Source organism: Neptunicoccus sediminis (assembly GCF_001719615.1).
In the GTDB taxonomy this organism is placed as follows: domain Bacteria; phylum Pseudomonadota; class Alphaproteobacteria; order Rhodobacterales; family Rhodobacteraceae; genus Amylibacter; species Amylibacter sediminis.
In genome coordinates, this window is sequence record NZ_MDVX01000008.1 from 1 (window position 1) to 21,430 (window position 21,430).

At 60.0% G+C, this 21,430-nt stretch carries 17 protein-coding genes; 10 read left to right on the forward strand and 7 right to left on the reverse strand.

Going from position 1 to position 21,430, the window contains the following annotated elements:
- Together BFV97_RS08915 and BFV97_RS08920 are read right to left on the reverse strand one after the other, a co-directional pair.
- A partial coding sequence (locus BFV97_RS08915) for an Ig-like domain-containing protein (protein ID WP_069300019.1) occupies positions 1–1,469 on the reverse strand: 1,469 nt, incomplete at its 3' end.
- 256 nt (positions 1,470–1,725) lie between these two features.
- Positions 1,726–2,907, reverse strand: a complete 1,182-nt coding sequence (locus tag BFV97_RS08920) for an FAD-dependent monooxygenase (RefSeq protein WP_069300020.1) — start codon at positions 2,905–2,907, stop codon at positions 1,726–1,728.
- A gap of 195 nt (positions 2,908–3,102) precedes the next feature.
- Between BFV97_RS08920 and BFV97_RS08925 the strand changes: the two genes are divergently transcribed.
- A complete protein-coding gene (locus tag BFV97_RS08925; protein ID WP_069300021.1) occupies positions 3,103–4,740 on the forward strand; it encodes a sulfatase-like hydrolase/transferase in 1,638 nt (545 codons plus the stop codon).
- Positions 4,741–4,791: 51 nt separating this feature from the next.
- On the opposite strand, the gene BFV97_RS08930 is transcribed toward BFV97_RS08925, so the two are convergent.
- Positions 4,792–5,541: a sulfite exporter TauE/SafE family protein gene (locus tag BFV97_RS08930; protein WP_069300022.1), complete on the reverse strand. Its 750-nt coding sequence runs from the start codon at positions 5,539–5,541 to the stop codon at positions 4,792–4,794.
- A 134-nt stretch (positions 5,542–5,675) separates the two neighbouring features.
- Between BFV97_RS08930 and xylB the strand changes: the two genes are divergently transcribed.
- From xylB to BFV97_RS08950, 4 genes are read left to right on the forward strand one after another with little or no spacing between them, the layout of a single operon-like run.
- Complete coding sequence (gene xylB / locus BFV97_RS08935; protein WP_069300273.1) at positions 5,676–7,127, forward strand: xylulokinase; 1,452 nt, start codon at positions 5,676–5,678, stop codon at positions 7,125–7,127.
- Between the two features lies 1 nt (position 7,128).
- Positions 7,129–8,436, forward strand: a complete 1,308-nt coding sequence (xylA, locus tag BFV97_RS08940; protein WP_069300023.1) for a xylose isomerase — start codon at positions 7,129–7,131, stop codon at positions 8,434–8,436.
- Between the two features lie 7 nt (positions 8,437–8,443).
- Positions 8,444–9,415 carry an aldose epimerase family protein gene (locus BFV97_RS08945; protein WP_069300024.1) on the forward strand — a complete coding sequence of 324 codons (972 nt, stop codon included), beginning with the start codon at positions 8,444–8,446 and terminating at the stop codon, positions 9,413–9,415.
- On the forward strand, positions 9,412–10,725 hold the full coding sequence (locus BFV97_RS08950) for a cytochrome-c peroxidase (RefSeq protein ID WP_069300025.1): 1,314 nt from the start codon (positions 9,412–9,414) through the stop codon (positions 10,723–10,725). The genes BFV97_RS08945 and BFV97_RS08950 overlap by 4 nt, the downstream gene beginning before the upstream one ends.
- Positions 10,726–10,731: 6 nt before the next feature.
- Here BFV97_RS08950 and BFV97_RS08955 read toward each other — a convergent pair whose 3' ends face one another.
- Positions 10,732–12,318 carry a CRTAC1 family protein gene (locus tag BFV97_RS08955; protein WP_083225577.1) on the reverse strand — a complete coding sequence of 529 codons (1,587 nt, stop codon included), beginning with the start codon at positions 12,316–12,318 and terminating at the stop codon, positions 10,732–10,734.
- Positions 12,260–13,468, reverse strand: coding sequence for an ROK family transcriptional regulator (locus BFV97_RS08960; RefSeq protein ID WP_069300026.1), 1,209 nt, complete (start codon positions 13,466–13,468; stop codon positions 12,260–12,262). The genes BFV97_RS08955 and BFV97_RS08960 overlap by 59 nt, the downstream gene beginning before the upstream one ends.
- Before the next feature lie 176 nt (positions 13,469–13,644).
- Here BFV97_RS08960 and xylF point away from each other — a divergent pair, with 176 nt between their 5' ends.
- The 5 genes from xylF to BFV97_RS08985 all read left to right on the forward strand — a co-directional run bounded on the left by xylF (position 13,645) and on the right by BFV97_RS08985 (position 18,837).
- Complete coding sequence (xylF, locus tag BFV97_RS08965; RefSeq protein WP_069300027.1) at positions 13,645–14,670, forward strand: D-xylose ABC transporter substrate-binding protein; 1,026 nt, start codon at positions 13,645–13,647, stop codon at positions 14,668–14,670.
- Positions 14,671–14,847: 177 nt separating this feature from the next.
- A complete protein-coding gene (locus tag BFV97_RS08970) occupies positions 14,848–16,176 on the forward strand; it encodes a sugar ABC transporter permease (protein ID WP_069300028.1) in 1,329 nt (442 codons plus the stop codon).
- A gap of 12 nt (positions 16,177–16,188) precedes the next feature.
- Positions 16,189–16,950: an ATP-binding cassette domain-containing protein gene (locus tag BFV97_RS08975; protein ID WP_069300029.1), complete on the forward strand. Its 762-nt coding sequence runs from the start codon at positions 16,189–16,191 to the stop codon at positions 16,948–16,950.
- Positions 16,951–17,895: a glucokinase gene (locus BFV97_RS08980; RefSeq protein WP_069300030.1), complete on the forward strand. Its 945-nt coding sequence runs from the start codon at positions 16,951–16,953 to the stop codon at positions 17,893–17,895.
- A 33-nt stretch (positions 17,896–17,928) separates the two neighbouring features.
- A complete protein-coding gene (locus tag BFV97_RS08985; protein WP_245667671.1) occupies positions 17,929–18,837 on the forward strand; it encodes an alpha/beta fold hydrolase in 909 nt (302 codons plus the stop codon).
- 101 nt (positions 18,838–18,938) lie between these two features.
- Here BFV97_RS08985 and BFV97_RS08990 read toward each other — a convergent pair whose 3' ends face one another.
- Both BFV97_RS08990 and BFV97_RS08995 read right to left on the reverse strand, forming a co-directional pair.
- The gene (locus BFV97_RS08990) at positions 18,939–19,184 is read right to left on the reverse strand and encodes a MoaD/ThiS family protein (protein WP_069300031.1); all 246 of its coding nucleotides are present in this window, start codon (positions 19,182–19,184) and stop codon (positions 18,939–18,941) included.
- Positions 19,177–21,429: a xanthine dehydrogenase family protein molybdopterin-binding subunit gene (locus BFV97_RS08995; protein ID WP_069300032.1), complete on the reverse strand. Its 2,253-nt coding sequence runs from the start codon at positions 21,427–21,429 to the stop codon at positions 19,177–19,179. Before BFV97_RS08995 ends, BFV97_RS08990 begins: the two co-directional genes overlap by 8 nt.
- Between the last annotated feature and the right edge of the window lies 1 nt (position 21,430).

Here is a 21,430-nt window from a genome sequence, read left to right on the forward strand (position 1 = left end):
CTGAAGTCCCCATCCGGCGTGTAGCTGTAACTGCCATCCGCCGCCATTGTCACCGCGCCGTTGGTTCCATCCGTGGCCAGCGCGAAAGTCAGCGTATCTCCGTCCACATCAGACGCGGCGACGCTGCCGGAAATCACCGTATCTTCATCACCGGAGGCCGTGCCCGCCTGTGCGACCGGCGCGTTATGCTCACCATAGACGGTCACGTTGACGGTGTGGCTGGTATAACCACCATTGCTGTCAAAGAAGGTAAAGACGATCTGCTGGATCGCGGCCTCCCCGAAGGCCAAGCCCTCGAAAGCGCCGTTCGTGAGGAAGGTTACATTTGCGGTGAATTCGGTGTGATTGCTATTGGTCGCGAAGGTGGAGCCAGTGACCGAATAATCCCCCGGGCCTGAGTAAGAGACATCAAACAAAGCCACTGCGTCCATGTCGAAATCAATTCCGGTTACGGTGAAATCGACCGTATCGCTTGCGCGGACGATAGCGTTGTTTCCAGTTACGAACGGAGCGTTATTTGTCTTTCCAAGGTGGATGTCCCCGTCATTGAAACGCAGTACCTCAAACTTCTGCAACACATCTGTACCGGAATCCCCGTTGCGTGTGCTGTTATCGACAACGGTGACGGTTTTGCCGGAGGTGGACCAGGAGTAATCGTAAAGAGAGCCGCCATAGACTGCGACATCATCGCCAGAACCGCCGAACAGCGTGTCATCGCCGCTGCCGCCTGCGATGATGTCATCATTGGCACCGCCTTTAATCGTGTCGTGCCCGCGTCCGCCGCGAATGGAATCCGCGCCCGCGCCGCCGAGGATCTCATCCCCGCCAGCGCCACCGGCGATTGTGTCATCACCATCACCGCCTTGAATCCGGTCCTTGCCGAACCCCCCGTAGATGTCGTCATCGCCGGTGCCGCCGTAAATGCGGTCCATGCCGGTGCCGCCGTGGATTACATCGTTGCCGTCGCCGCCGCTTAACTTGTCATCGCCATGACCCCCGTGCAAATCGTCGTCACCAAGACCACCCCGCAGGACATCATCGCCGTCCCCGCCGAGGAGATAGTCCTCCCCGTCATCGCCCTCAAGAATATCGTCGCCACCGTGCCCCTTGAGCGTGTCCGCCCCTTGCCCGCCGTGAATTACATCGTCCCCTGCGTGACCGCGCAGGATGTCTTTGCCTTCGCCGCCAAAAATCGTGTCATCCCCACGGCGCCCGTACACACGGTCGTTTCCGTCATCCCCTGACAGAAGATCTTTACCGGCCCCCCCGTAGAGATTGTCCCGCAAGTCGCCGCCGCTGATTTCGTCTTTCCCGTCGCCACCAAAGATGGTGTCATAGCCGCCCGAACCGGACAGGCTGTCGTCAAAGTCGCTTCCGAGAATGGTGTCATCCCCGCCAAGCCCGTCTACCAGAACAGAGCCGAGGGCGGTGCGTTCATCAATCAGATCGTCATTATCGGTTGCAGTCATATTACTTTTCCTTACGGTCCACTCGGCCTTGGGATTGTTCGATTCATCTAAAATGGCGCATAAGCGGATTTCCCGGCGGGCTCAAAATACCCTCCGCCCAGCGGTCGCGATTTCAAATTGCGTTAACTTGATAAGAAATTCAACTTAAACCTAAAATTGTTGGGGGATTTTTCAGTCTGTGTACGAGGGTTAGTGCGAAAATGCCGGACCCGCAGCTGCACGCCAACGGCTTGCCGCTCTACCCGTGGTATACAGATTACAGTGGCGCAGTGGTTGCATCATAGCCGTAAACTTCGTCAAACGGGCGCAGGCCCAGCCGATCCGGAAAATGTCCGGCAATGAAAAGTTTCAGTTTCGGCACCGCCCCGCCGAAAGGCCCGCTGAGATGGAATAATGCTGCATTTTTCCGGGCGCGGGCCTGCAGGTGTGTGGTGCGGGGTTTTCGCAGGCGGGTATAGTGACCAAGTGCGGCGGGGACATCCTGCGCCCGGTGCTTCAGGCAGCGCACCAGAACGCTCGCGTCCTCTATCGCCATCGCAGCCCCTTGCGCCATGAACGGCAGCGTGGGGTGGCAGGCATCCCCGAGCAAAACGGTGGAGCCATCCGACCAGCACGGCAATTCGGGGCGATCGAACAGCGCCCAGAGATAGGTGCTCTGCACTGCGCCGAACAGGGTTTTCAGATCGGGATGCCAGCCCGCGAAACGCGTTAGCAGATCAGCGGGCGCGCCCTGTTGCCGCCAGTCAGGATTTTGCCAGTCGTCCCGTTCCTCTACCGCGACGAAATTGACCAATTGGCCCCCGCGCACGTAGTAGGTCACGATATGGCCGCCCTGCCCGACCCAGACCGTTGCATCCGGAGGGATCAACCCCTTGGGCAAATTGGCGGTCGGCACAGTGCCCCGCCATGCAAGCTGTCCGGTGAAGCGGGGACCGTGGTGCGGGTGCATCTGTGCTGTGATGGCAGAGCGGATACCATCCGCACCGATGCGCAGATCCGCATGTCTTTCGCTGCCGTCCACCAGAAGCGCGCCAGCGCGATACCCCGTGACTGTGGCTCCGGTTTCAATCCGGACGCCCTGCCGCCGCGCGGCCTCTTCCAGAATCCTGTGAAGGTCGGCGCGGTGTACGTGCAGATAGGGCGCACCATAAACGCGGTCACATTGGGCGCGCAGCGGCACACGGACCAGATCGCGCCCCGTGACCCCGTGTTTGATGCGGGCCAGTTCCGGTGCATAGGCCACCGCGTCGATTTGTGCGTTCAGTCCAAGCTGGCCAAGCACCTTCATCGCATTCGGGCTTAGCTGCAATCCGGCACCCACCTCTCCCAATGCGGCGGCCTGTTCGAATACGCAGACCTCAACGCCCTGTTGCGCCAGCGCCAGCGCCGCGGTCAGCCCGCCAATCCCCGCCCCAGCAATATTTGCGCTGCGGATCACCAGCGGTGCTCTGATTTGAAGGCAAGGGTCGTTTGCGCTGTGAAGGAGTGTGTCATGGCGCCTGACTAGCAAGATCGACCGCGCAATCCAACATGGTTTTAGCGTAAGGACCGTCGCTTCCGTGGTCGTTAACATATTCACGGGTTGCGAGCCGTTCACAGCTTCAGTAAACACAGCCAACACCAAGGAGGCCCCATGAATATTCTGTTTATCATGTATGACCAGTTGCGCTTTGATTACCTGAGCTGCGCCGGACATCCCCACCTGCACACCCCCAATTTCGACCGCGTTGCTGCGCAAGGGGTCCGCTTCAGCAACGCTTATGTCCAGTCGCCTGTCTGCGGCTCGTCGCGGATGTCCTATTACACGGGGCGGTATCCGTCCTCTCACGGGGCGCAATGGAACGGCTTTCCACTGCGCGTGGGGGAAGTAACCCTTGGCGATCATTTACGCAAACTCGGGATGAACAGCTGGATTATCGGCAAGACCCATATGAAGGCCGACGCCGAAGGTATGGCGCGTTTGGGGCTGGCCGCCGACAGCGAAATCGGTGCACGTCAGGCGGAATGCGGCTTTGACAACTGGTGCCGCGATGATGGGCTGTGGGGTCATGGACCGGACGGGTTTTATGACGAGAAAAGATCACCTTACAACGAATACTTAAAGTCAAAAGGCTACCCGAGCGAGAACCCTTGGGCGGATTTCGCCAATGCCGGCATCACAGACGATCAGATCGCCAGCGGCTGGATGTTCCGCAATGCGGACAAACCCGCCAACATCCGCGAGGAAGATTCCGAAACCCCGTGGCTGACCTCTGAAACCATCCGCTTTGTGGATCAGACGGACAGCCCGTGGCTCGCCCATGTGTCCTTTATCAAACCCCACTGGCCCTATATCGTGCCCGCTCCCTATCACGATATGTATGGGCCTAACCATGTGCCTGCCCCGCTGCGCCATGATGTGGAACGGGAAGATCCGCATCCGGTTTATGGCGCTTACATGGAAAACAAGATCGCCAGCGCCTTTCAGCGCGACGAAGTGCGCGAGAAAGTCATCCCCGCCTATATGGGGCTGATCAAACAATGCGATGACCAGTTGGGGCGGCTGCTCGACCATTTGGAAGCCACAGGCAAGATGGACGACACGATGATCGTGCTGACCTCGGATCACGGGGATTACCTCGGGGATCACTGGCTGGGTGAAAAAGACATGTTCCACGAACAATCCGTCAAGGTTCCGATGATCGTCTTTGATCCCCGCCCCGAAGCGGACAGCACACGGGGCACCGTTTGTGACGCGCTGGTTGAGAGCATTGATCTCGCTGCCACTTTTGTCGAGGCTGCGGGCGGGCAGGTTCCGGATCACATCATCGAAGGCCGCTCCCTGATGCCGTGGCTACACGGAGACACACCGGAGTGGCGCGACTATGCGATTTCGGAATATGATTTTTCGGTTACACCACAAGCGGTTGCACTGGGGTTGGAGCCGCGCGATGCGCGGCTTTTCATGGTGTTTGACGGGCGCTACAAACTGATCCATGCAGCGGCGGGCTACCGCCCCATGCTGTTCGATCTGAAAACCGACCCCGAAGAGTTTTACGATCTGGGCGACAGTGCGGATCATGCCGAGGTCCGCGACAAGCTTTATGCGCATTTGCACGAATGGGGCCTGCGGATGAGCCAGCGGGTCACGCGTTCCGAAGAGGATATTCGCAACAGCCGTGGCAGATCGGGGCGCAGGGGCATCCTGCCGTTCCTTTACGATGGCACCGAAGTTCCCGAAGAACTGATCCAGTTCTATCGCGGCCCGGCCACGGCCAAATACACCGACTAGAAACGGATAAATATTAACATGTTAACTGCACCTGTCACGGGCGCAATCCGCCTAGGCGCCAAACCACGCGCGCCGGATCAGGTTCAGTCCGAGGATCAGAAACACCAGTAGAATCGTGTTGCGGAAATATATAGGCGAGAGGCGGTTGCGCACTTTCTCTCCGATGGCATATCCCGCCAGCGCGGGCACCAGCATCAACCCAGAGGTCAGCGCAAGCGGTCCGCCCAGAAACCCCAGTTGTGCATAGGACACGGCCAGCGGGACACTGCCCACCGCCACCAGAAATCCGGTGGCGCGGATGAATTCGTCCTTTTCGACCCGCCGCATGGTCAGATACATGCCAAGCGGCGCCGCCCATGCCGCTGTCAGCCCGCCGATTCCCCCTGCCAATGTGGCGAAGCCAAGCTGCGCGGTCCGGTCGTGCTCCTCTCCGATGGCAGGCAACCAGCCGCGCCAGCTCACCGCGACAAAGATCAGCACCGCCACGCCCAGCGCTCCGGCAAGCCAGCGGTCGTCCACGCCACGGGCCAGAAAGCTTGTGACCACGACTCCGATACACAGCACGCTGGCAAACAGTTTGTAGCGTAAGATCGTGCGCAACACGTGACCACCGCGCAACCACTGCCAGCCGTTGATCCCGAGCATGGGAAACAGGATCAGCGAAATCGCCACACGGGGTTCTATCACAAGGGTCATCGCCGCAATTGCAGCCGTGGGCAGACCGATACCGGCAATGCCCTTAACGCAGCCTGCAAACAGAAAGGCGAGAGAGGCAACAAGGGTGAGACTTGAAAATTCCATGATCCCTCTTAGCGGCGGTGGCCCCCGAAGGCGAGGCGGAAACGGCCCGATGGTGCCTTACGATCTGCAGTGGATTTTTTAATTTGACAGAAAAATTAAATATGTGAATAACTACCCCAAAGGGAGAGAACATGATGACCTATCTGGGAATCGACCTCGGGACATCGGGGCTGCGGGCCTTGCTTGTAGCGGAAAACGGAACTGTTATCGGCGCAGCGCAATCCGCTTATCCGGTGGCCAACCCCCATTCGGGATGGTCCGAACAAGACCCCGCCGATTGGGTTGCCGCCTGTAAAGTGGCAATTGGCGAGTTGCAACAAACCTACCCTGAGGCAATGGCACAACTGGCGGCCATTGGCACGGCGGGACAGATGCACGGCGCAACCCTGCTGGACGAACACGGCGCAGTGCTGCGCCCCTGCATCCTCTGGAATGATACCCGTTCCAGCAAGGAAGCCGCCGCACTGGACGCAAAGCCCGACTTTCACACGCTCTCCGGTAATATCGTTTTTCCGGGCTTCACCGCACCCAAGCTGGCTTGGGTGAAGGCCAACGAACCGGACATTTTCGAGCGCGTTGCCACTGTATTGCTGCCCAAGGATTACCTATCCTTCTGGCTGACCGGAGAACGCGTTTCCGATATGTCGGACAGCGCAGGCACAAGCTGGCTGGATGTGGGTGCGCGGAACTGGTCCGACAGTCTGCTGGAGCAATCCGGCATGACCCGTGCCCAGATGCCCCGCCTTGTAGAAGGATCTGAGGTGGCCGCGCCTGTCTGCGCTAAACGATGCGCCGAACTTGGCCTGCCCGAAGGTGTCGTTGTGGTAGGTGGCGCCGGCGACAATGCGGCTGCCGCTTGTGGCATCGGTGCGCTGGAGGAAGGACAGGGATTTGTGTCCCTTGGCACCTCGGGCGTGCTGCTGGCGGGGAAATCCGGCTATGCGCCCCTGCCCGCCTCGGCTGTGCATACGTTTTGTCACGCTGTACCGGACCGTTGGTATCAGATGGGGGTAATCCTGTCCGCCACCGATAGTCTCAACTGGTTGGCGCGCACGCTCAAAACCCCTGCGGGTGAACTTGCGGGACTGTTGGACGGGCCTCTGGCCGCGCCGGGAACTGTCAACTTCCTGCCTTACCTGTCGGGGGAGCGTACCCCCCACAACGACAGCACCATTCGCGGCGCACTTCTCGGGCTGCATCACGCCACCGGCGATCGCGAGTTGGTGCAGGCGGTGTTTGAAGGTGTTGCTTTTGCCCTGCGCGAGAACCTCGATGCCTTGCGCTCGACCGGCACCGAACTGACCTCGCTAATGGCGATAGGCGGGGGGTCACGCTCACACTACTGGCTTGAACTGATTGCTACCGTTCTGGACCTGCCCCTTGACCTGCCCGAAGACGGCGAAAACGGTGCAGCAATGGGCGCGGCCCGTCTCGCCATTTGCGGGGCGAGCGGTGCAGCACCGGAAGAGGTGATGACACAACCCGCGATTTCCCGTCGGATCAACCCGAACTCCGATTTAACAAAGGCGTATGCAGAGGCTTACCAAGCCTACCGCGCCGTTTACCCAGCTATAAAGGCATTATGATATGACAACAGGTTTCTTTGACGGTATTTCCCCCGCAAAATTTGTCGGTGACGGTGAAGGCACGGAATTCGACTACCGCCATTACAACCCCGACGAAATGGTGATGGGCAAGCGGATGGAAGACCACTTGCGTTTCGCCATAGCCTACTGGCATTCTTTTGCTTGGGAAGGTGGCGACCCTTTTGGCGGCGCCACGTTTGAACGTCCGTGGCACCCGCAAGACAACCAGTCCCGTGCCAAACTGAAAGCCGACGTCGCCTTTGAAATGTTCGACATCATCGGCCAGCCTTATTACTGTTGGCACGATGCAGACATCCGGCTCGAAGGCGATACATTTGCACAAAGCTTGCGGAATTTTGAGGAAATCATCGATTATTTCGGTGAAAAAATGTCATCCCGCAACATCAAGCTGTTGTGGGGCACGGCCAATATGTTCAGCCACCGTCGCTGGATGTCCGGCGCATCGACCAACCCCGATCCCGATGTGTTCGCCTATTCCGCCGCGACAGTGAAAACCTGTATGGACGCGACGCAGAAACTGGGCGGCGAGAATTACGTGCTCTGGGGCGGTCGTGAAGGCTATGAGACCTTGCTCAACACCGATATGGGGCGAGAGCTGGATCACATGGGCCGCTTCCTGAATATGGTGGTGGAGTACAAGCACAAGATCGGTTTCAAGGGGACGATCCTTGTGGAACCGAAACCACAGGAACCTTCCAAACACCAATACGATTATGACGCGGCCACCTGCTATGGCTTCCTGCAAAAATACGGCTTGGAGAACGAGGTGAAGCTGAACCTTGAACAGGGCCACGCGATCCTTGCAGGTCACGGCTTTGAGCATGAAATCGCAACGGCTGCGGCGCTTGGGGTGTTTGGCTCTATTGATATGAACCGGAACGATTACCAGTCGGGCTGGGATACGGACCAGTTCCCCAACAATGTGCCCGAAGTGGCGCTGGCCTATTATCACATCCTCAAAGCGGGCGGGTTTACCACGGGGGGCACCAACTTTGATGCCAAATTGCGCCGCCAGTCGCTGGATGCAGCGGATCTGATCGCCGCGCACACAGGGGCAATGGACATCTGCGCCCGCGGGTTGAAAGCCGCCGCCGCGATGATAGAGGACGGCGAATTGGAAGACGCCCTGCAAGAGCGTTACAGCGGTTGGGATGATCCTGCGGCCAAGGCGATGCTCGACAGCGATTTTGACAGCATCTTTGAAAAGGTAGTTTCAGGCGACATCGCACCAGAGCCCCGCAGTGGCAAACAGGAGCGGCTGGAAAACATCGTCAACCGTTTCGTCTGATCCCGCGATGCCCGCCGCCGCAGATATTCGTGCCTTTACCCTGACAGGTACCGATTCTGCGGTGACGCTGCTGAACCTTGGTGCGGTCACGCAAAGCTGGCGCACCGATCTTGGCGGGCCGTGTCGCAGCATCGTACTTGGCTATCGCGATCCGGCGGCCTATCTGGACAATCCGCAGTTTCTGGGCGGCATCGTCGGGCGGGTGGCAAACCGGATCGCCCACGGGCGGTTTGAACTGGGTGGGCAGGTTTACCACCTGCCCCCGAACGAAGGCCCCCACGTTCTGCACAGCGGGGCGGATGGTTTCCACCAACGTCTGTGGCAGGCGGAAGCGGATGGCACCCGCGCCTTGCGGCTGACGCTGCATTCGCCCCACGGCGATCAGGGGTTTCCGGCTGCGGTGGATTTTGAGATTCTTGTCACACTGAACGGCAACAGACTGACCTACCGGATGCGCGCGACGGCAGACCGCCCGACCCCGATCAATCTGGCGCAGCATTCCTATTACAATCTGGCCGGAACCGGCACGATCAGAGATCACCGGCTGCGGATCGACGCCGATGCGCTGTTGCCCACAGATGGAAGTGGTATCCCCCTTGGCCCTGCCCTGTCGCTTGCGGGGCAACGGCTTGATTTTCGCGGCGGGAAATCCATCCGTGCCGCCGACCCGCAAAGGGTAGGCATTGATCTGAACTACTGCCTGAACCCGCAGTCCCCGCAGGTGCACCTGTCCCGCGGCGGCCTTGCGCTGACGCTGGCTACCGATCAGCCCGGGCTTCAGGTCTATACCGCGCAGCATCTGTCGGAACGTGCCGCACCGCTGGCGGGGCAAACACACCGCGCTTTTGGTGCGATCTGTCTGGAACCCCAAGGCTATCCTGATGCGATCAACAGGCCGGACTACCCGAGTATTGTGGTCACGCCGGATCGACCCTACGCTGCGACTGTGACCGTATCCCTGATGCCGGAGACACCATGAACCTGCCCCGCCCGATCCTGCTGGCCAGCGCCCTGTTTGCCTTGGCTTTTCAGGCCGCCTCCGGCCCGCTGCCGCAAGCTAATGCGCAGTTCTCCCAACCCGATATGGCGCAGGTGCGTCTGGGGCAACTGCTGTTCTATGACCCGATCCTGAGCGGCAATAAAACCGTGTCCTGCGCCACCTGCCACCACCCGCGATTTGCCACATCCGACGGGGTATCGCTTGGGCTCGGGGATGGGGGCATCGGGCTTGGACCCGCGCGGCGCAGCGATCCGGACAACCTGCCCGAACAGCGCATCCCGCGCAATGCACCTGCGCTGTTCAATCTGGGGGCGGAGCAGTTCCGGACCCTGTTCCACGACGGACGGTTGGAAGCGGACGATACCGACCCGATGGGGTTCCGCACCCCGCTTGGTGGGGATATGGAACAGGGGTTTGACGGGGTTCTTTCTGCCCAGACCATGTTTCCGGTGCTCTCGCCTGATGAAATGGCGGGGCATTATTCCGAAAACGATGTGGCCCAAGCGGTGCGGCAGGGGTTTTTCACCGGACCAAACGGCGCTTGGGCGATCCTGTCTGCGCGGGTTGCGGCCATACCGGAGTACCAGCGCAGGTTTGCAGCGCTGGACGACACCAAATCGCCGCTGCATTTCTCTGACATCTCCAATGCAATCGCCGCTTTCATGGCATTTGAATGGCGCGCGGACGACAGCCCGTTTGACCAATTCCTGCGAAACGGCACGCCGCTTGCCCCCGAAGCGGCGCTGGGAATGGAGCTGTTTTACGGCAAGGCAGAGTGTGATGTGTGCCACGCGGGACAATTCCAGACCGACCACAGGTTTCACGCCATCGGCCTGCCCCAGATCGGACCGGGCAAGGCGGCGCGGTTCGAGCGCCATAAAAAGGACGAAGGCCGGATGCGCGTTACAGGTGCGCCAGAGGACGCCTATCGTTTTCGCACCCCGTCCCTGCGCAACGTGGTGCAGACCGCGCCCTACGGGCACAACGGAGCATTTGCCGATCTGCGGGCGATGGTGTTGCATCACCTCACGCCCGAGGCGTCTTTGCGACGCTATACCAAGGCGCAATCGCTGCTCCCCGAACTGGCGGGGGCCGAGGATTTTACCAACCTCACAGACAGGGGCGAAACCGACAGGATCGCAGCGGCGATCGAACTGGCTCCGGTTAGGCTGAGCGACCCTGAAATCGACGCGATCCTTGCCTTTCTGGACAGCCTGAGCGATCCGGCCAGCCTGGAGGGGCGGCTGGGCCTGCCAGAAACAGTGCCAAGCGGTTTGCCCGTCGAATAACCCGCTTTAATCCGGCGCGACCGCCAGTCGGGTGCCATCCGCGCGGATCACATACGCCGCATCGCTGGCCAGCGTGATCCAGTCGCTTGTGACGCCGTCCGGCCAGATCACCCGCAGCGAAAACGCCGATGCCGCCCCCAGCCCGAAATGTTCCGGACCAAGCTGCCCGCCGGCATGCCCGCCGCCCACCGTAATCTCGCGGCTGTAGCGCCGGTCATCCGCCGCTACCTCTAGCCAGGCACCCACTGCGTTTTTGTTCACACCTGTTTGCGCAAGCCGCAAGCTGGCCCAGCGCCCCGCCCCTTGTGTTACGTTCCGGTAAACCTCTAGTGGTGCGCGGCGGTTCACCACCACCAGATCCAGCAGTCCGTCGCGGTCCAGATCCACCAAAGCCCCGCCGCGCCCGCGGTGCAGGCTGGCCACGCCCGCCACCTCTGCCGTTTCAGTGAAACTCCCGTCCGCGCCCTGTACCAGCAGATTGTTCGGGTCTTTCATCGCCAGCCCCGGCATCTGTTCAACATTGCCTTTGGCGATAAAAATATCGTCCAGCCCGTCGTTCTGCACATCCCCGAATTGCACGTGCCAGCCGGTAGAGGGCCGCCCGTCGCCCCCTGTAAAGGGCCGCTGCGCCGTGGTGCCAAGATCGTACGGCGCATCCGAGAATGCGGGCTTGCCGCCGCCGTCCTGAATCTGCAAACGCTGGTCGCCCATAGAGGTCATCATCACATCGGGCAGCCCGTCCCCGGTCACATCACGGCTGGCGATTCCCATCCCCCAGAGATTGTATTCCCGCCAGCCTTCGTCCGCGGTGTAAAAACGCGGGTTCTCTGTCATCTTCAAAAGCTGCTCCTGCCCGCCGGTCACGTAGTAATGCCGGTCGTTGCTGATCCGCAGGTCCGCCTGCCCGCTGCGGGACCAGTCGCTGAACAGCATCGACAAAGGACACAGCCCCGGTTTCATCGGGACCGGCGCACCGTAGCTGCCCCCTTCGGGGCGGTAGAGATAATTGGTGTCGCATGCCTCAAACGGGCCATCGGGGTTCTGGCGGTCCACGTAGTTGCCAAAGGCGAGTGTTGGCAGGCTTGCGCCATGCTCCCATGTGGCAGAAAACGCGGTGGTCCATGCAGGTTGATCCTGAAAGGACAGCCTGTCAAACAGCGTGAAAGCACAATCCGGTCCGCCGCGCAGCAGATGGTTTTCACCAACCCGAAGCACCACCAGATCGCCCCAACCGTCGCTGTCGATGTCAACCGGATAGGCCCCCGTAACCCCTGTCAGCCCCAAAGCGACAGACGGGTAGTCTACAAAGCCGAGCTGCCCCTGTCCGGTGGTATTGCGCAGCAGTTTTGCCGGATTTTCGCCGCCTGCCACATAAAGATCGGGATAACCGTCCTGATCGCAATCCAGCACCGCAACGCCGCCACCGACAAAATGCTCCCAGCCTCCGGCGTAGATGTGGCGGGGCACCTCAACGGGGCGAAACACGGGCTCTGCACCCACCGGCGCGGCCACCAGCGCCAGCAGGACCAGCGCCTTAACCTTCACCGGCACGCAAAGCCTCAACAGCCATCTCCTCAACACCTTCCAGCGCATAGGCCGCCGCCCCTTTGGCCCACATCAGATCGCCCCAGCGGTGGATCACCACTTCGGGGGGGGGCTGGTCCACCTGCACGATAGAGTTCTTGATCCCAGCGATTACCTCTTCGGCATAAAGATGGTTCGATTGCATCCGCTCCCCCGCCAGAACGATCAACTGGGGGTCAAAAATATTGACGATATTGGCCAGACCCATCGCAAACATCCGCCCCGCCCGCAGCACGATATTGCCAGCCACCGGATCCCCGTCATGGGCGCGTTGCAACAGCGCCTCTATCCTTTGCTCGTCCGAAGCCCCCTCTGCCAGCGCATCGGTGGAGTGGGTCACGCTGGCCTCGCGCAGGAGGGCGTAATCAGCGACATAAGCTTCAAGACACCCCCGTTGACCACAGCGGCACAGCGCCCCGTCCAGATGCACCTTGGTATGGCCGAATTCCGCACCGCAGCCCCGCGTGCCACGGTAGATTTCATTGTTGATTACAATCCCCATGCCAACACCGCTTTCGATGGTGACAACGATGAAGTCCGTCGCCTCGCGTCCCAGACCAAAGCGTTTCTCCGCCATCGCCACAAGGTTGGCATCATTGTCCACAAAGGCAGGCACCCCAAGCGCGGCCTCTATGGCGCTGCGCAGGTTGATGTTGCGATCCGAAAGCGAGGGCGACCAATGGACGAGCCCCTGCTGCACATCGACAATCCCCGCAATCCCGATCCCGGCACCTGACAGGTCGGAAATTGCCTTTCCAAGTGGCGCAAGCATATCGCCAAGGGCCGTTGCCAGCTCTGCGACCAGCGCATCGGTGCCAAGTGTGGTGCGCGAGAGGAGATGGCTGTGCTCTGCCAGTTGGTTGCCCTCAAAATCCATCAGCACCAGCGACAGCGAACTGTTGGCGATCTTTATGCCGGCAACCAGATGGGCCGCCCCGCGAATTTTCAGGTCCACACGGGGGCGGCCACGGGCCATTTCAGTCCCTTGCGCCGCGACTTCTTCCACCAGTCCGGCACGGATCAGTTCTGCCGTCACAGTGGTCACAGTGGCGCGGCTGATACCTGTTTGTTCGGACAGATCAATCCGCGCAATCGGGCTGTTCTGGCGAATCGCTGCCAGAAGAACCCGCCTGCCATAACTGCGTTGCTGTCCGATCATTGCTGCCGCTCCTAAAATGCTGCGGGTCTAAATCTAGGGGATTATTACGGAAAATCCCACTGAAACCAGTTTGCCCTGATTTAATTTGATTTTCAAATTAAAACTGCTATCACTTTTCTACACCCGCGGTTCAAGGTTTGGGCACTTGCGGGTCGCATTATCCTTGGGAGGGAACCATGAAAAAATTTACTGTCGCGCTTGCGGCTGTGGCCACCGCTGCCATGACGACCATGTCACTGGCCGCCGATCTGACCGTGGGCGTAAGCTGGTCGAATTTTCAGGAGGAACGCTGGAAAACCGACGAAGCGGCCATCAAACAGGCGCTCGAAGCGGCCGGTGCCAAGTATATTTCCGCGGATGCACAGGCTTCGGCTGCGAAACAACTGACCGATGTGGAAGCCCTGATCGCACAGGGTGCTGATGCGCTGATCATTCTGGCGATGGACAAGGACGCCATCGGTCCAGCCGTTGACAAGGCGGATGATGAAGGCATTCCGGTTGTCGGTTATGACCGTTTGATCGAAGACAACCGCACGTTTTATCTGACCTTTGACAACAAGGGCGTTGGCCGGATCATCGCGGAAACTGTGACCGCCGTACAACCCGAAGGCAACTTTGCCATCATCAAGGGCGACAAGGGCGATCCGAACGCGGCTTTCCTGCTGGACGGCATGATGGAAGTCATCGGGAACGCGGTGGATGCCGGTAAGATCAAGATCGTCGGAGAGGCTTTCTCGGACGGCTGGAAACCGGATAACGCGCAAAAGAACATGGAGCAGATCCTGACCGCCAACGACAATAACGTTGACGCGGTTCTGGCCGAAAACGATGGTATGGCCGGTGGCGTAATTGCGGCGCTGGCAGCGCAGGGCATGGAGGTTCCTGTAGGCGGACAGGACGGCGATCACGCAGCCCTGAACCGTGTGGCCCGCGGCACGCAGACGGTTTCTGTCTGGAAGGACTCCCGCCAGCTTGGCACGGCAGCGGCTGAAATCGCAGTTGCACTGGCCGGTGGTACCGCGCTTGACGCGGTTGAAGGTGCGGTCAAATGGTCCGGTGGTTCCAAAGGCGTTGAAATGAACGCCATCTTTCTGGAGCCGACCCCCATCACCAAAGACAACATCAATGTTGTGATCGACGCCGGCCATATCGGCAAAGACAAAGTCTGCGAAGGCGCAATGGACGGCGTAACCGGCTGTTAAGGCACGCGACACAGGCATTGCCGGAGCCCTCCGGCAGTGCCGTTCCCCACTTACACACACCCCAATTTCAACACAGTCACACGGGCCGCCCGACAGATATTGCGATGGATGCGCGAAATCACGGGATACGGTAGGCTTTAGCTGACTCTGACAGACACTGGTTCGGGACCACCGCTTATGACCGATAACACCGCCAACATTCCGGCGCCTGCCGCGCCACACAGACCAAACGGCCTTTTTGCACGCTTTATACGTGCAACCGAACTGGACACCCGACTGCTGGGTATGATCGGTGCGCTGGCGCTGATCTGGGTCGGATTTCACCTCTATGGCCAGCTTGTAAATGGTTATGGCGCCTTTCTGACTCCGCGCAACCTGTGGAACCTGTCGGTGCAGACCGCCTCTATCGGGATTATGGCGACTGGCATGGTGCTGGTGATTGTGACCCGTCATATCGACCTGTCGGTCGGGTCGGTTCTGGGGTTCTGCGCCATGATTATGGGGGTGACACAGGTTTATATCCTGCCCCAGCTTATCGGGCTCGGTCATCCGCTGTTGTGGATACTGGCGATTTGTTCGGGCCTTTTGGTGGGCACATTGGTCGGGGCGTTCCACGGATTTCTGATCGCTTATGGCAAAATTCCCGCCTTCATCGTCACACTCGGCGGCCTGCTGGTCTGGCGCGGGGCGGCGTTTCTGGTGGCACGGGGCGAGACGATCTCTCCGGTTGATCCCACCTTCGCCCTGTTGGGCGGCGGCCCTTATGGTGCGATCGGCGCAACCGGAAGCTGGATCATCGGCGTCATCGGCTGCGCGGCGGTGCTTGGGATGATGTGGCTTGGACGGAAACGGCGGCGGGGGTTCGGTTTTGCCATGCGCCCTGTCTGGGCGGAGAGCTTCCTTGCAATCGCGGGCTGCGGTGCGGTGATCGGCGCGGTGTTGCTGGTCAACGCCTATTACTGGCCCAAAGGCATCGTGAAACGCCATGTAGCGGAAACAGGCATCCCCGTGCCAGAGGGCGGATTGTTCATCTCTCACGGCTTTGCCATTCCGGTGCTGATCCTTGTGGCCGTGGCCATCCTGATGACCATCCTGATGTCGCGCACCCGTTTCGGGCGTTATGTCTATGCCATCGGCGGCAACCCCGAAGCGGCAGAACTGGCAGGCATCAACACCCGCTGGATGACGGTGAAAATCTTTGCCCTGATGGGGTTTCTAACCGGACTTTCTGCGGTTGTGGCATCGGCACGGCTCGGCTCTGCCACCAATTCGCTTGGGACTCTGGACGAGCTTTACGTCATCGCCGCGGCGGTTATCGGTGGGACGTCACTGGCGGGGGGCGTGGGCACCATATACGGCGCGGTGCTGGGCGCATTTGTAATGCAATCGCTGCAAACCGGCATGGTTCTCATCGGCTTTGACGCTGCCATCCAGCAAGTCGTCGTCGGCTCTGTTCTGGTCTTTGCCGTCTTCCTCGACATTCTTTACCGTCGCAACTCCAAATAAGGGCACCGGATCATGACACAGACACACACCCCCCTTGTCGAGCTGCGCGACATCTCGATCTCCTTTGGCGGCATCCGCGCCGTGGATCACGTCAGCCTTGACCTTTATCCGGGCGAGGTGGTCGGGCTGCTCGGCCATAACGGGGCGGGGAAATCCACCCTGATCAAGATCCTCTCCGGTGCTTATCAACGGGATAGCGGCGAGATATGGATCGACGGAAAAAAAGCCGAGATCGCAAGCCCCCGTGATGCGCGGGAATATAACATCGAAACCATCTACCAGACGCTGGCGCTGGCGGATAATCTGGATGCGCCGTCAAACCTGTTTCTGGGGCGCGAGCTGACCAACAGCATCGGTTTTGTCGATGATGCGCGGATGGAATCCGAAACCCGAAAGATCATGGCGCGGCTGAATCCCAACTTCAAAAAACTGAAGGAGCCGGTTTCGGCCCTGTCGGGCGGTCAGCGCCAGTCTGTCGCCATCGCCCGCGCGGTCTATTTCAACGCCCGTATCCTGATCATGGACGAACCGACAGCCGCGCTTGGCGTGCATGAAACCCAGATGGTGGCGGACCTGATCCAAGAGTTGAAAAAACAGGGGCTTGGCATCTTTCTAATCAGCCACGACACCCGCGAGATGATGGAACTCTGCGACCGTGTTTCCGTGATGAAAAACGGCCAGCTTGTCGGGACAGAGCGGGTAGAAGACGTGACCGAGGATGACATCCTGTCGATGATCATCATGGGCAAGAAACCCGGCACGGCGGCGGCCTGAATGCGCGACAACTGCTATCTTCTGGCCGACATCGGCGGCACCAATTCCCGCTTTGCCTATGGCAGTGACGCGGGGCTGGTTGCTGGCACGCAGCATAGCTATCCCAACAAAGGCTTCGCCCTGTTTGACGATGTGCTGGCAAGGTTCCTGCACGATTGCCCGCCGCCACAGACGCTGGCGGGGGGCTGTATCGCGGTGGCCGGTCCGGTGGCCGGAACCGTGGCAGAACTGACAAATCGCAACTGGGTCATTGACGTGGCAACTGCGGCCCGCGCTGCGGGCGCGCCCGCACTGCGCCTGATCAATGATCTGTCCGCGCTGGCACGGGCTACCATCTGTCTGCGCGCGGATCAGGTCACACAAATCCGGCATGGCAATACCAAAGCGGGGAACGGGCAGACTGTCGTGCTTGGCCTTGGGACCGGTGTGAATTGCGCAACCCGTATCGCGATGGCGGGGCGGGCCGGCGTGGTTGCGGCCGAGATCGGCCACAGCCCCCTGCCCCGCGATATGGCCGATGCGCTGTACCGCAGGCTGCCCACCCCGCCCGCCGCCGACACCACGGTGGAAGACATTCTGTCGGGACGCGGGTTTGAGGCGCTGTACCGACAGATTTCGGGGAAGAGCCGCGCCGGGGTAGAGATTGCACAGCGGGCTGAAGCGGGCGATGATCTCCAAGCGTCAGAGGCCCGCGCGCTCTACCGTGAACTGGTCGCGCTCTACCTGCCGACGCTTGCGCTGCATTTTATGCCGAAAGACGGGATTTATCTGGCGGGCAGTGTGGCGCGAAGCCTGTTAAGCGGCGTCAGTGTCACACAACTGACCGCGCCGCTGGACCGCAGCAGCCCGATGGATCGGGTGTTGCGGGACATTCCGCTGGGTCTTATCTGCGATGACGCTGCGGCACTGTCGGGATGTCTGGAAACGGCGAAGGACCCTGCCTAAGCTCTGCTGTGAAGCGGTACAGCGGAGGCCATCGTGCAAGAGATCGTGCAAGACATCGAATTTGATCTGAACGGCAAGAAATTCCATGCCCTGACAGCGGGCACGCCCGGCAACCCTTTGCTGTTGTTCCTGCATGGTTTCCCCGAATACTGCGGGGCATGGGCAAAGGTCATGCCGGAATTTGCCGAAGGCTATTACTGTGTCGCGCCGGACCAGCGGGGCTATGGCGGGTCATGGCGCGAAGGCGATGTGTCCGATTATGCCGCGAAACATCTGGCCGCTGATGTGCTGGCCATGATCGAGCGCTTTGGCAAGGGCCGCTGCGCCGCATTGATCGGCCACGACTGGGGCGCCTCCGTCGCCTATGCCTGTGCCATGCGGGCCCCCGATGGTATGATCGAACGGCTGATCATCGCAAACGGCGTCCACCCTGCCCCGTTCCAGAAAGAACTGGCCGCAGGGGGCGATCAAAGCGCGGCAAGCCAGTATATCGAATGGCTTCGCGCACCGGGGTCGGAAAAGAAACTGGCGGAAAACAACTTCGAGCGGATGTTTGCGCTGTTCTCTGACAAGATGGACATGAGCTGGCTGACCGATGATCTGCGCGCCGAATATCACCGCGCGTGGCGGGATGAAGACGGCGTGCGGGCGATGATTAACTGGTATCGCGCCACACCGTTGCTGGTGGCCGAGCCGGGCAAGCCGGTCGCCCCTGAAAAACTGCCCGCGTGGAACCCTGCTGATTTGCGCATCACCATGCCCCATCTGCTGCTTTGGGGGATGAAGGACACAGCCCTGCGGCCTGAAACACGGGACGGTCTGGCACAATATTGCGATGATCTGACTGTGAAGGAGCACGACACGGCGGATCACTGGATATTGCACCAGCAACCGGATTGGGTGGCCGATCAGATCAACATCTTTTTGCACCGGACACAATAGGTTTTGGCTGTAAGGTATTGATCTAACGGCAAATCCCGCCTTATTTTGCAGCGGCGGGATTTGGATATTTGACCCAAAAAGAGCTGTTGGCCGCGCGTCTGTCAACCGCCCTTGAGCTGCTGCATCAGGTAGACCTCGCTATCGGGTTTGACGGGTTCGGTCAGACCGCTGGCGATGACTTTGCCGTCCACAGCAACCGAAACGCCCGCTTCGATGACATGCTCAAGTCCGGGGTATTGCTCGACGAGGGCCGAAAGGACCTCGCCGACGTTTTTTGCATCCACCTCTACGCAATCCTTGCCATCGGCAAAGGCACGCAGGCCGGACCAGAGGTTCACCTCAACCATTGTTCGCCTGATCTTCCAGCGCCGCCAGAATGCGCGGTGGCGACATGGGCAGTTCCTTCAGACGCACGCCCGCCGCATTGGACACAGCGTTGGCAATGGCAGCCAGTGGCGGACAGATGGATGTCTCGCCTACACCACGCACACCGTAGGGGTGGCCGGGGTTCGGGACTTCGACAATCACCGTGTCAATCATCGGCAGGTCAGAGGCCACAGGAATACGGTAGTCAAGGAAAACGGAGTTCTGCAAACGCCCGTCTTCACCGTAGATGTATTCCTCGTTCAGCGCCCAACCGATGCCTTGGGCTGCACCGCCCTGGAACTGGCCTTCCACATAGGCCGGATTGATCGCCTTGCCCGCATCCTGCACCACAGTGTAGCGCACGACTTTGGTCTGGCCGGTTTCCTTGTCCACTTCCGCATCGACGATATGGGTGGCAAAGGACACGCCAGCGCCTTCGGGGGTGGCCTCAAAATGGCCCACAATCGGACCGCCTGTGCGCCCCATGCTGCGGGTCAGCTTGTCGATGGGCAGCGGATCAAACTCGCCCGCATTCGGACCGGAAGGTTTGGCGCAGCCGTTTTCCCAGACCACTGCATCCTCGTCGATGCCCCATTTCGCAGCCGCACGAGCGCAAAGGATTTTCACCGCTGCACGGGCTGCCTTGATGGTGGCAAGACCGGAGGCATAGGTCACACGAGAGCCATGGGACACCTCGTTATAGCCGAGCGTTGCCGTATCTGCGATTGTGGTGCGGATGTTTTCATAAGGAATGCCTAGCTCCTCGGCGGCCATTTGCGCCATGGACGCGCGGGAACCGCCGATGTCCGGTGTGCCCACCGAAAGCTGCGCCGTGCCGTCTTCGGACAGGGCCAGCGTGACAGAGGTTTCGCCACCGTGGTTAAACCAGAAACCGCAGGAAATGCCACGGCCCTGCCCCTCTTTCAGCGGTGCCGAATAATGCGGATGGGATTGCGCGGCTTCCAGTGTTTCCACCAGACCGATGCGATCCCATGTGGGGCCGAAGCTGGCCTTGGTGCCTTGTTTGGAGGCGTTTTTCAGGCGCACTTCGATCGGGTCGAGGCCAAGTTTCTTGCACAGCTCGTCAATCACGCTTTCCACCGCAAAAGCCGCCATAGGCGAACCGGGCGCACGGTAGGCCGCCTGTTTCGGGCGGTTGGCCATGACGTCATAGCCGACCTGCTTGACGTTTTGCAGATTATAGGGCGCGAAGGCACACATGGCGGTAAATTCCATCGGCGCACCGGGGAAAGCCCCGCCCTGCAAACGGAAGGTGCCCTGTCCGGCGGTGATGGTGCCGTCCTTTTTCATGCCGATTTTGATGTCCATCGACGTAGAGGCTGTCGGACCTGTGGCGCGAAACACTTCAGAGCGGCTCATCACCAGCTTTACCGGACGGCTGGTCTTGCGCGACAGCGCCAGTGCGACAGGTTCGATGAAAACAGCCGTTTTTCCGCCAAAACCGCCCCCGATTTCAGAGGCTGTCACCCGCAGTTGCGAGGTTTCCAGACCCAGCATCGCGGCACAGAGCTTCTGTACGTTCCAGTGCCCCTGCGTACAACACCAGAGTTCGCCCTTATTGTCGCCGCCAAGCTGGGCGAGACAGGCGTGCGGTTCGATATAGCCCTGATGGGTCGCTTCGGTTTTGAAGCTGTCTTCCACCACCAGATCGGCCTCTGCGAAACCGGCTTCGATGTCGCCGTGGCCGCTTTCGTGATAGCGCACAACATTGGCGTGCATGCCTTCGGGAACGGACTGGTCTGCTGCCCCTTCGCGAATGACCGGCGCATCCGCGGCCATCGCCTTGTCTACATCGGTGACATGGGGCAGGACTTCGTATTCGACTTCAACCAGCTTGGCCGCATCCCGTGCGATCAACTGCGAAGTTGCCGCAACGGCTGCAACCGCGTGACCGTCATAGAGCGCCTTTTCACCCGCCATAACGTTTTCCAGCACGTCAAGATCGCCGCCGGTCAGGCCGGTCGCAAAATCCGCGCGGGTGACGATGCCTTTAACGCCGCTCAGAGCTTCGGCTTTGGAGGTGTCGATCTTTACGATCCGCGCATGGGCGTGGGGAGAGCGGACAATCGCTGCAAACAACATGCCCGGCGCCACGGCATCGGCGCCGAATTTGGCTTTACCGGTCACTTTGTCCACACCGTCAGGGCGTTTCACCCGTTGGCCGACAACCTTGAAGTCTTCTGTTTTTGTATCATCGAATGCCATA

Bases quoted from the DNA above. Each gene is read 5' to 3' on its own strand.
- xylF (WP_069300027.1), top strand. From the start codon at position 13,645: ATGAAAAAATTTACTGTCGCGCTTGCGGCTGTGGCCACCGCTGCCATG.
- BFV97_RS08980 (WP_069300030.1), top strand. From the start codon at position 16,951: ATGCGCGACAACTGCTATCTTCTGGCCGACATCGGCGGCACCAATTCC.
- xylB (WP_069300273.1), top strand. From the start codon at position 5,676: ATGACCTATCTGGGAATCGACCTCGGGACATCGGGGCTGCGGGCCTTG.
- BFV97_RS08945 (WP_069300024.1), top strand. From the start codon at position 8,444: ATGCCCGCCGCCGCAGATATTCGTGCCTTTACCCTGACAGGTACCGAT.
- BFV97_RS08930 (WP_069300022.1), bottom strand. From the start codon at position 5,541: ATGGAATTTTCAAGTCTCACCCTTGTTGCCTCTCTCGCCTTTCTGTTT.
- BFV97_RS08975 (WP_069300029.1), top strand. From the start codon at position 16,189: ATGACACAGACACACACCCCCCTTGTCGAGCTGCGCGACATCTCGATC.
- BFV97_RS08995 (WP_069300032.1), bottom strand. From the start codon at position 21,429: ATGGCATTCGATGATACAAAAACAGAAGACTTCAAGGTTGTCGGCCAA.
- BFV97_RS08950 (WP_069300025.1), top strand. From the start codon at position 9,412: ATGAACCTGCCCCGCCCGATCCTGCTGGCCAGCGCCCTGTTTGCCTTG.
- xylA (WP_069300023.1), top strand. From the start codon at position 7,129: ATGACAACAGGTTTCTTTGACGGTATTTCCCCCGCAAAATTTGTCGGT.
- BFV97_RS08960 (WP_069300026.1), bottom strand. From the start codon at position 13,468: ATGATCGGACAGCAACGCAGTTATGGCAGGCGGGTTCTTCTGGCAGCG.
- BFV97_RS08970 (WP_069300028.1), top strand. From the start codon at position 14,848: ATGACCGATAACACCGCCAACATTCCGGCGCCTGCCGCGCCACACAGA.
- BFV97_RS08955 (WP_083225577.1), bottom strand. From the start codon at position 12,318: ATGCGCTGGAAGGTGTTGAGGAGATGGCTGTTGAGGCTTTGCGTGCCG.
- BFV97_RS08925 (WP_069300021.1), top strand. From the start codon at position 3,103: ATGAATATTCTGTTTATCATGTATGACCAGTTGCGCTTTGATTACCTG.
- BFV97_RS08990 (WP_069300031.1), bottom strand. From the start codon at position 19,184: ATGGTTGAGGTGAACCTCTGGTCCGGCCTGCGTGCCTTTGCCGATGGC.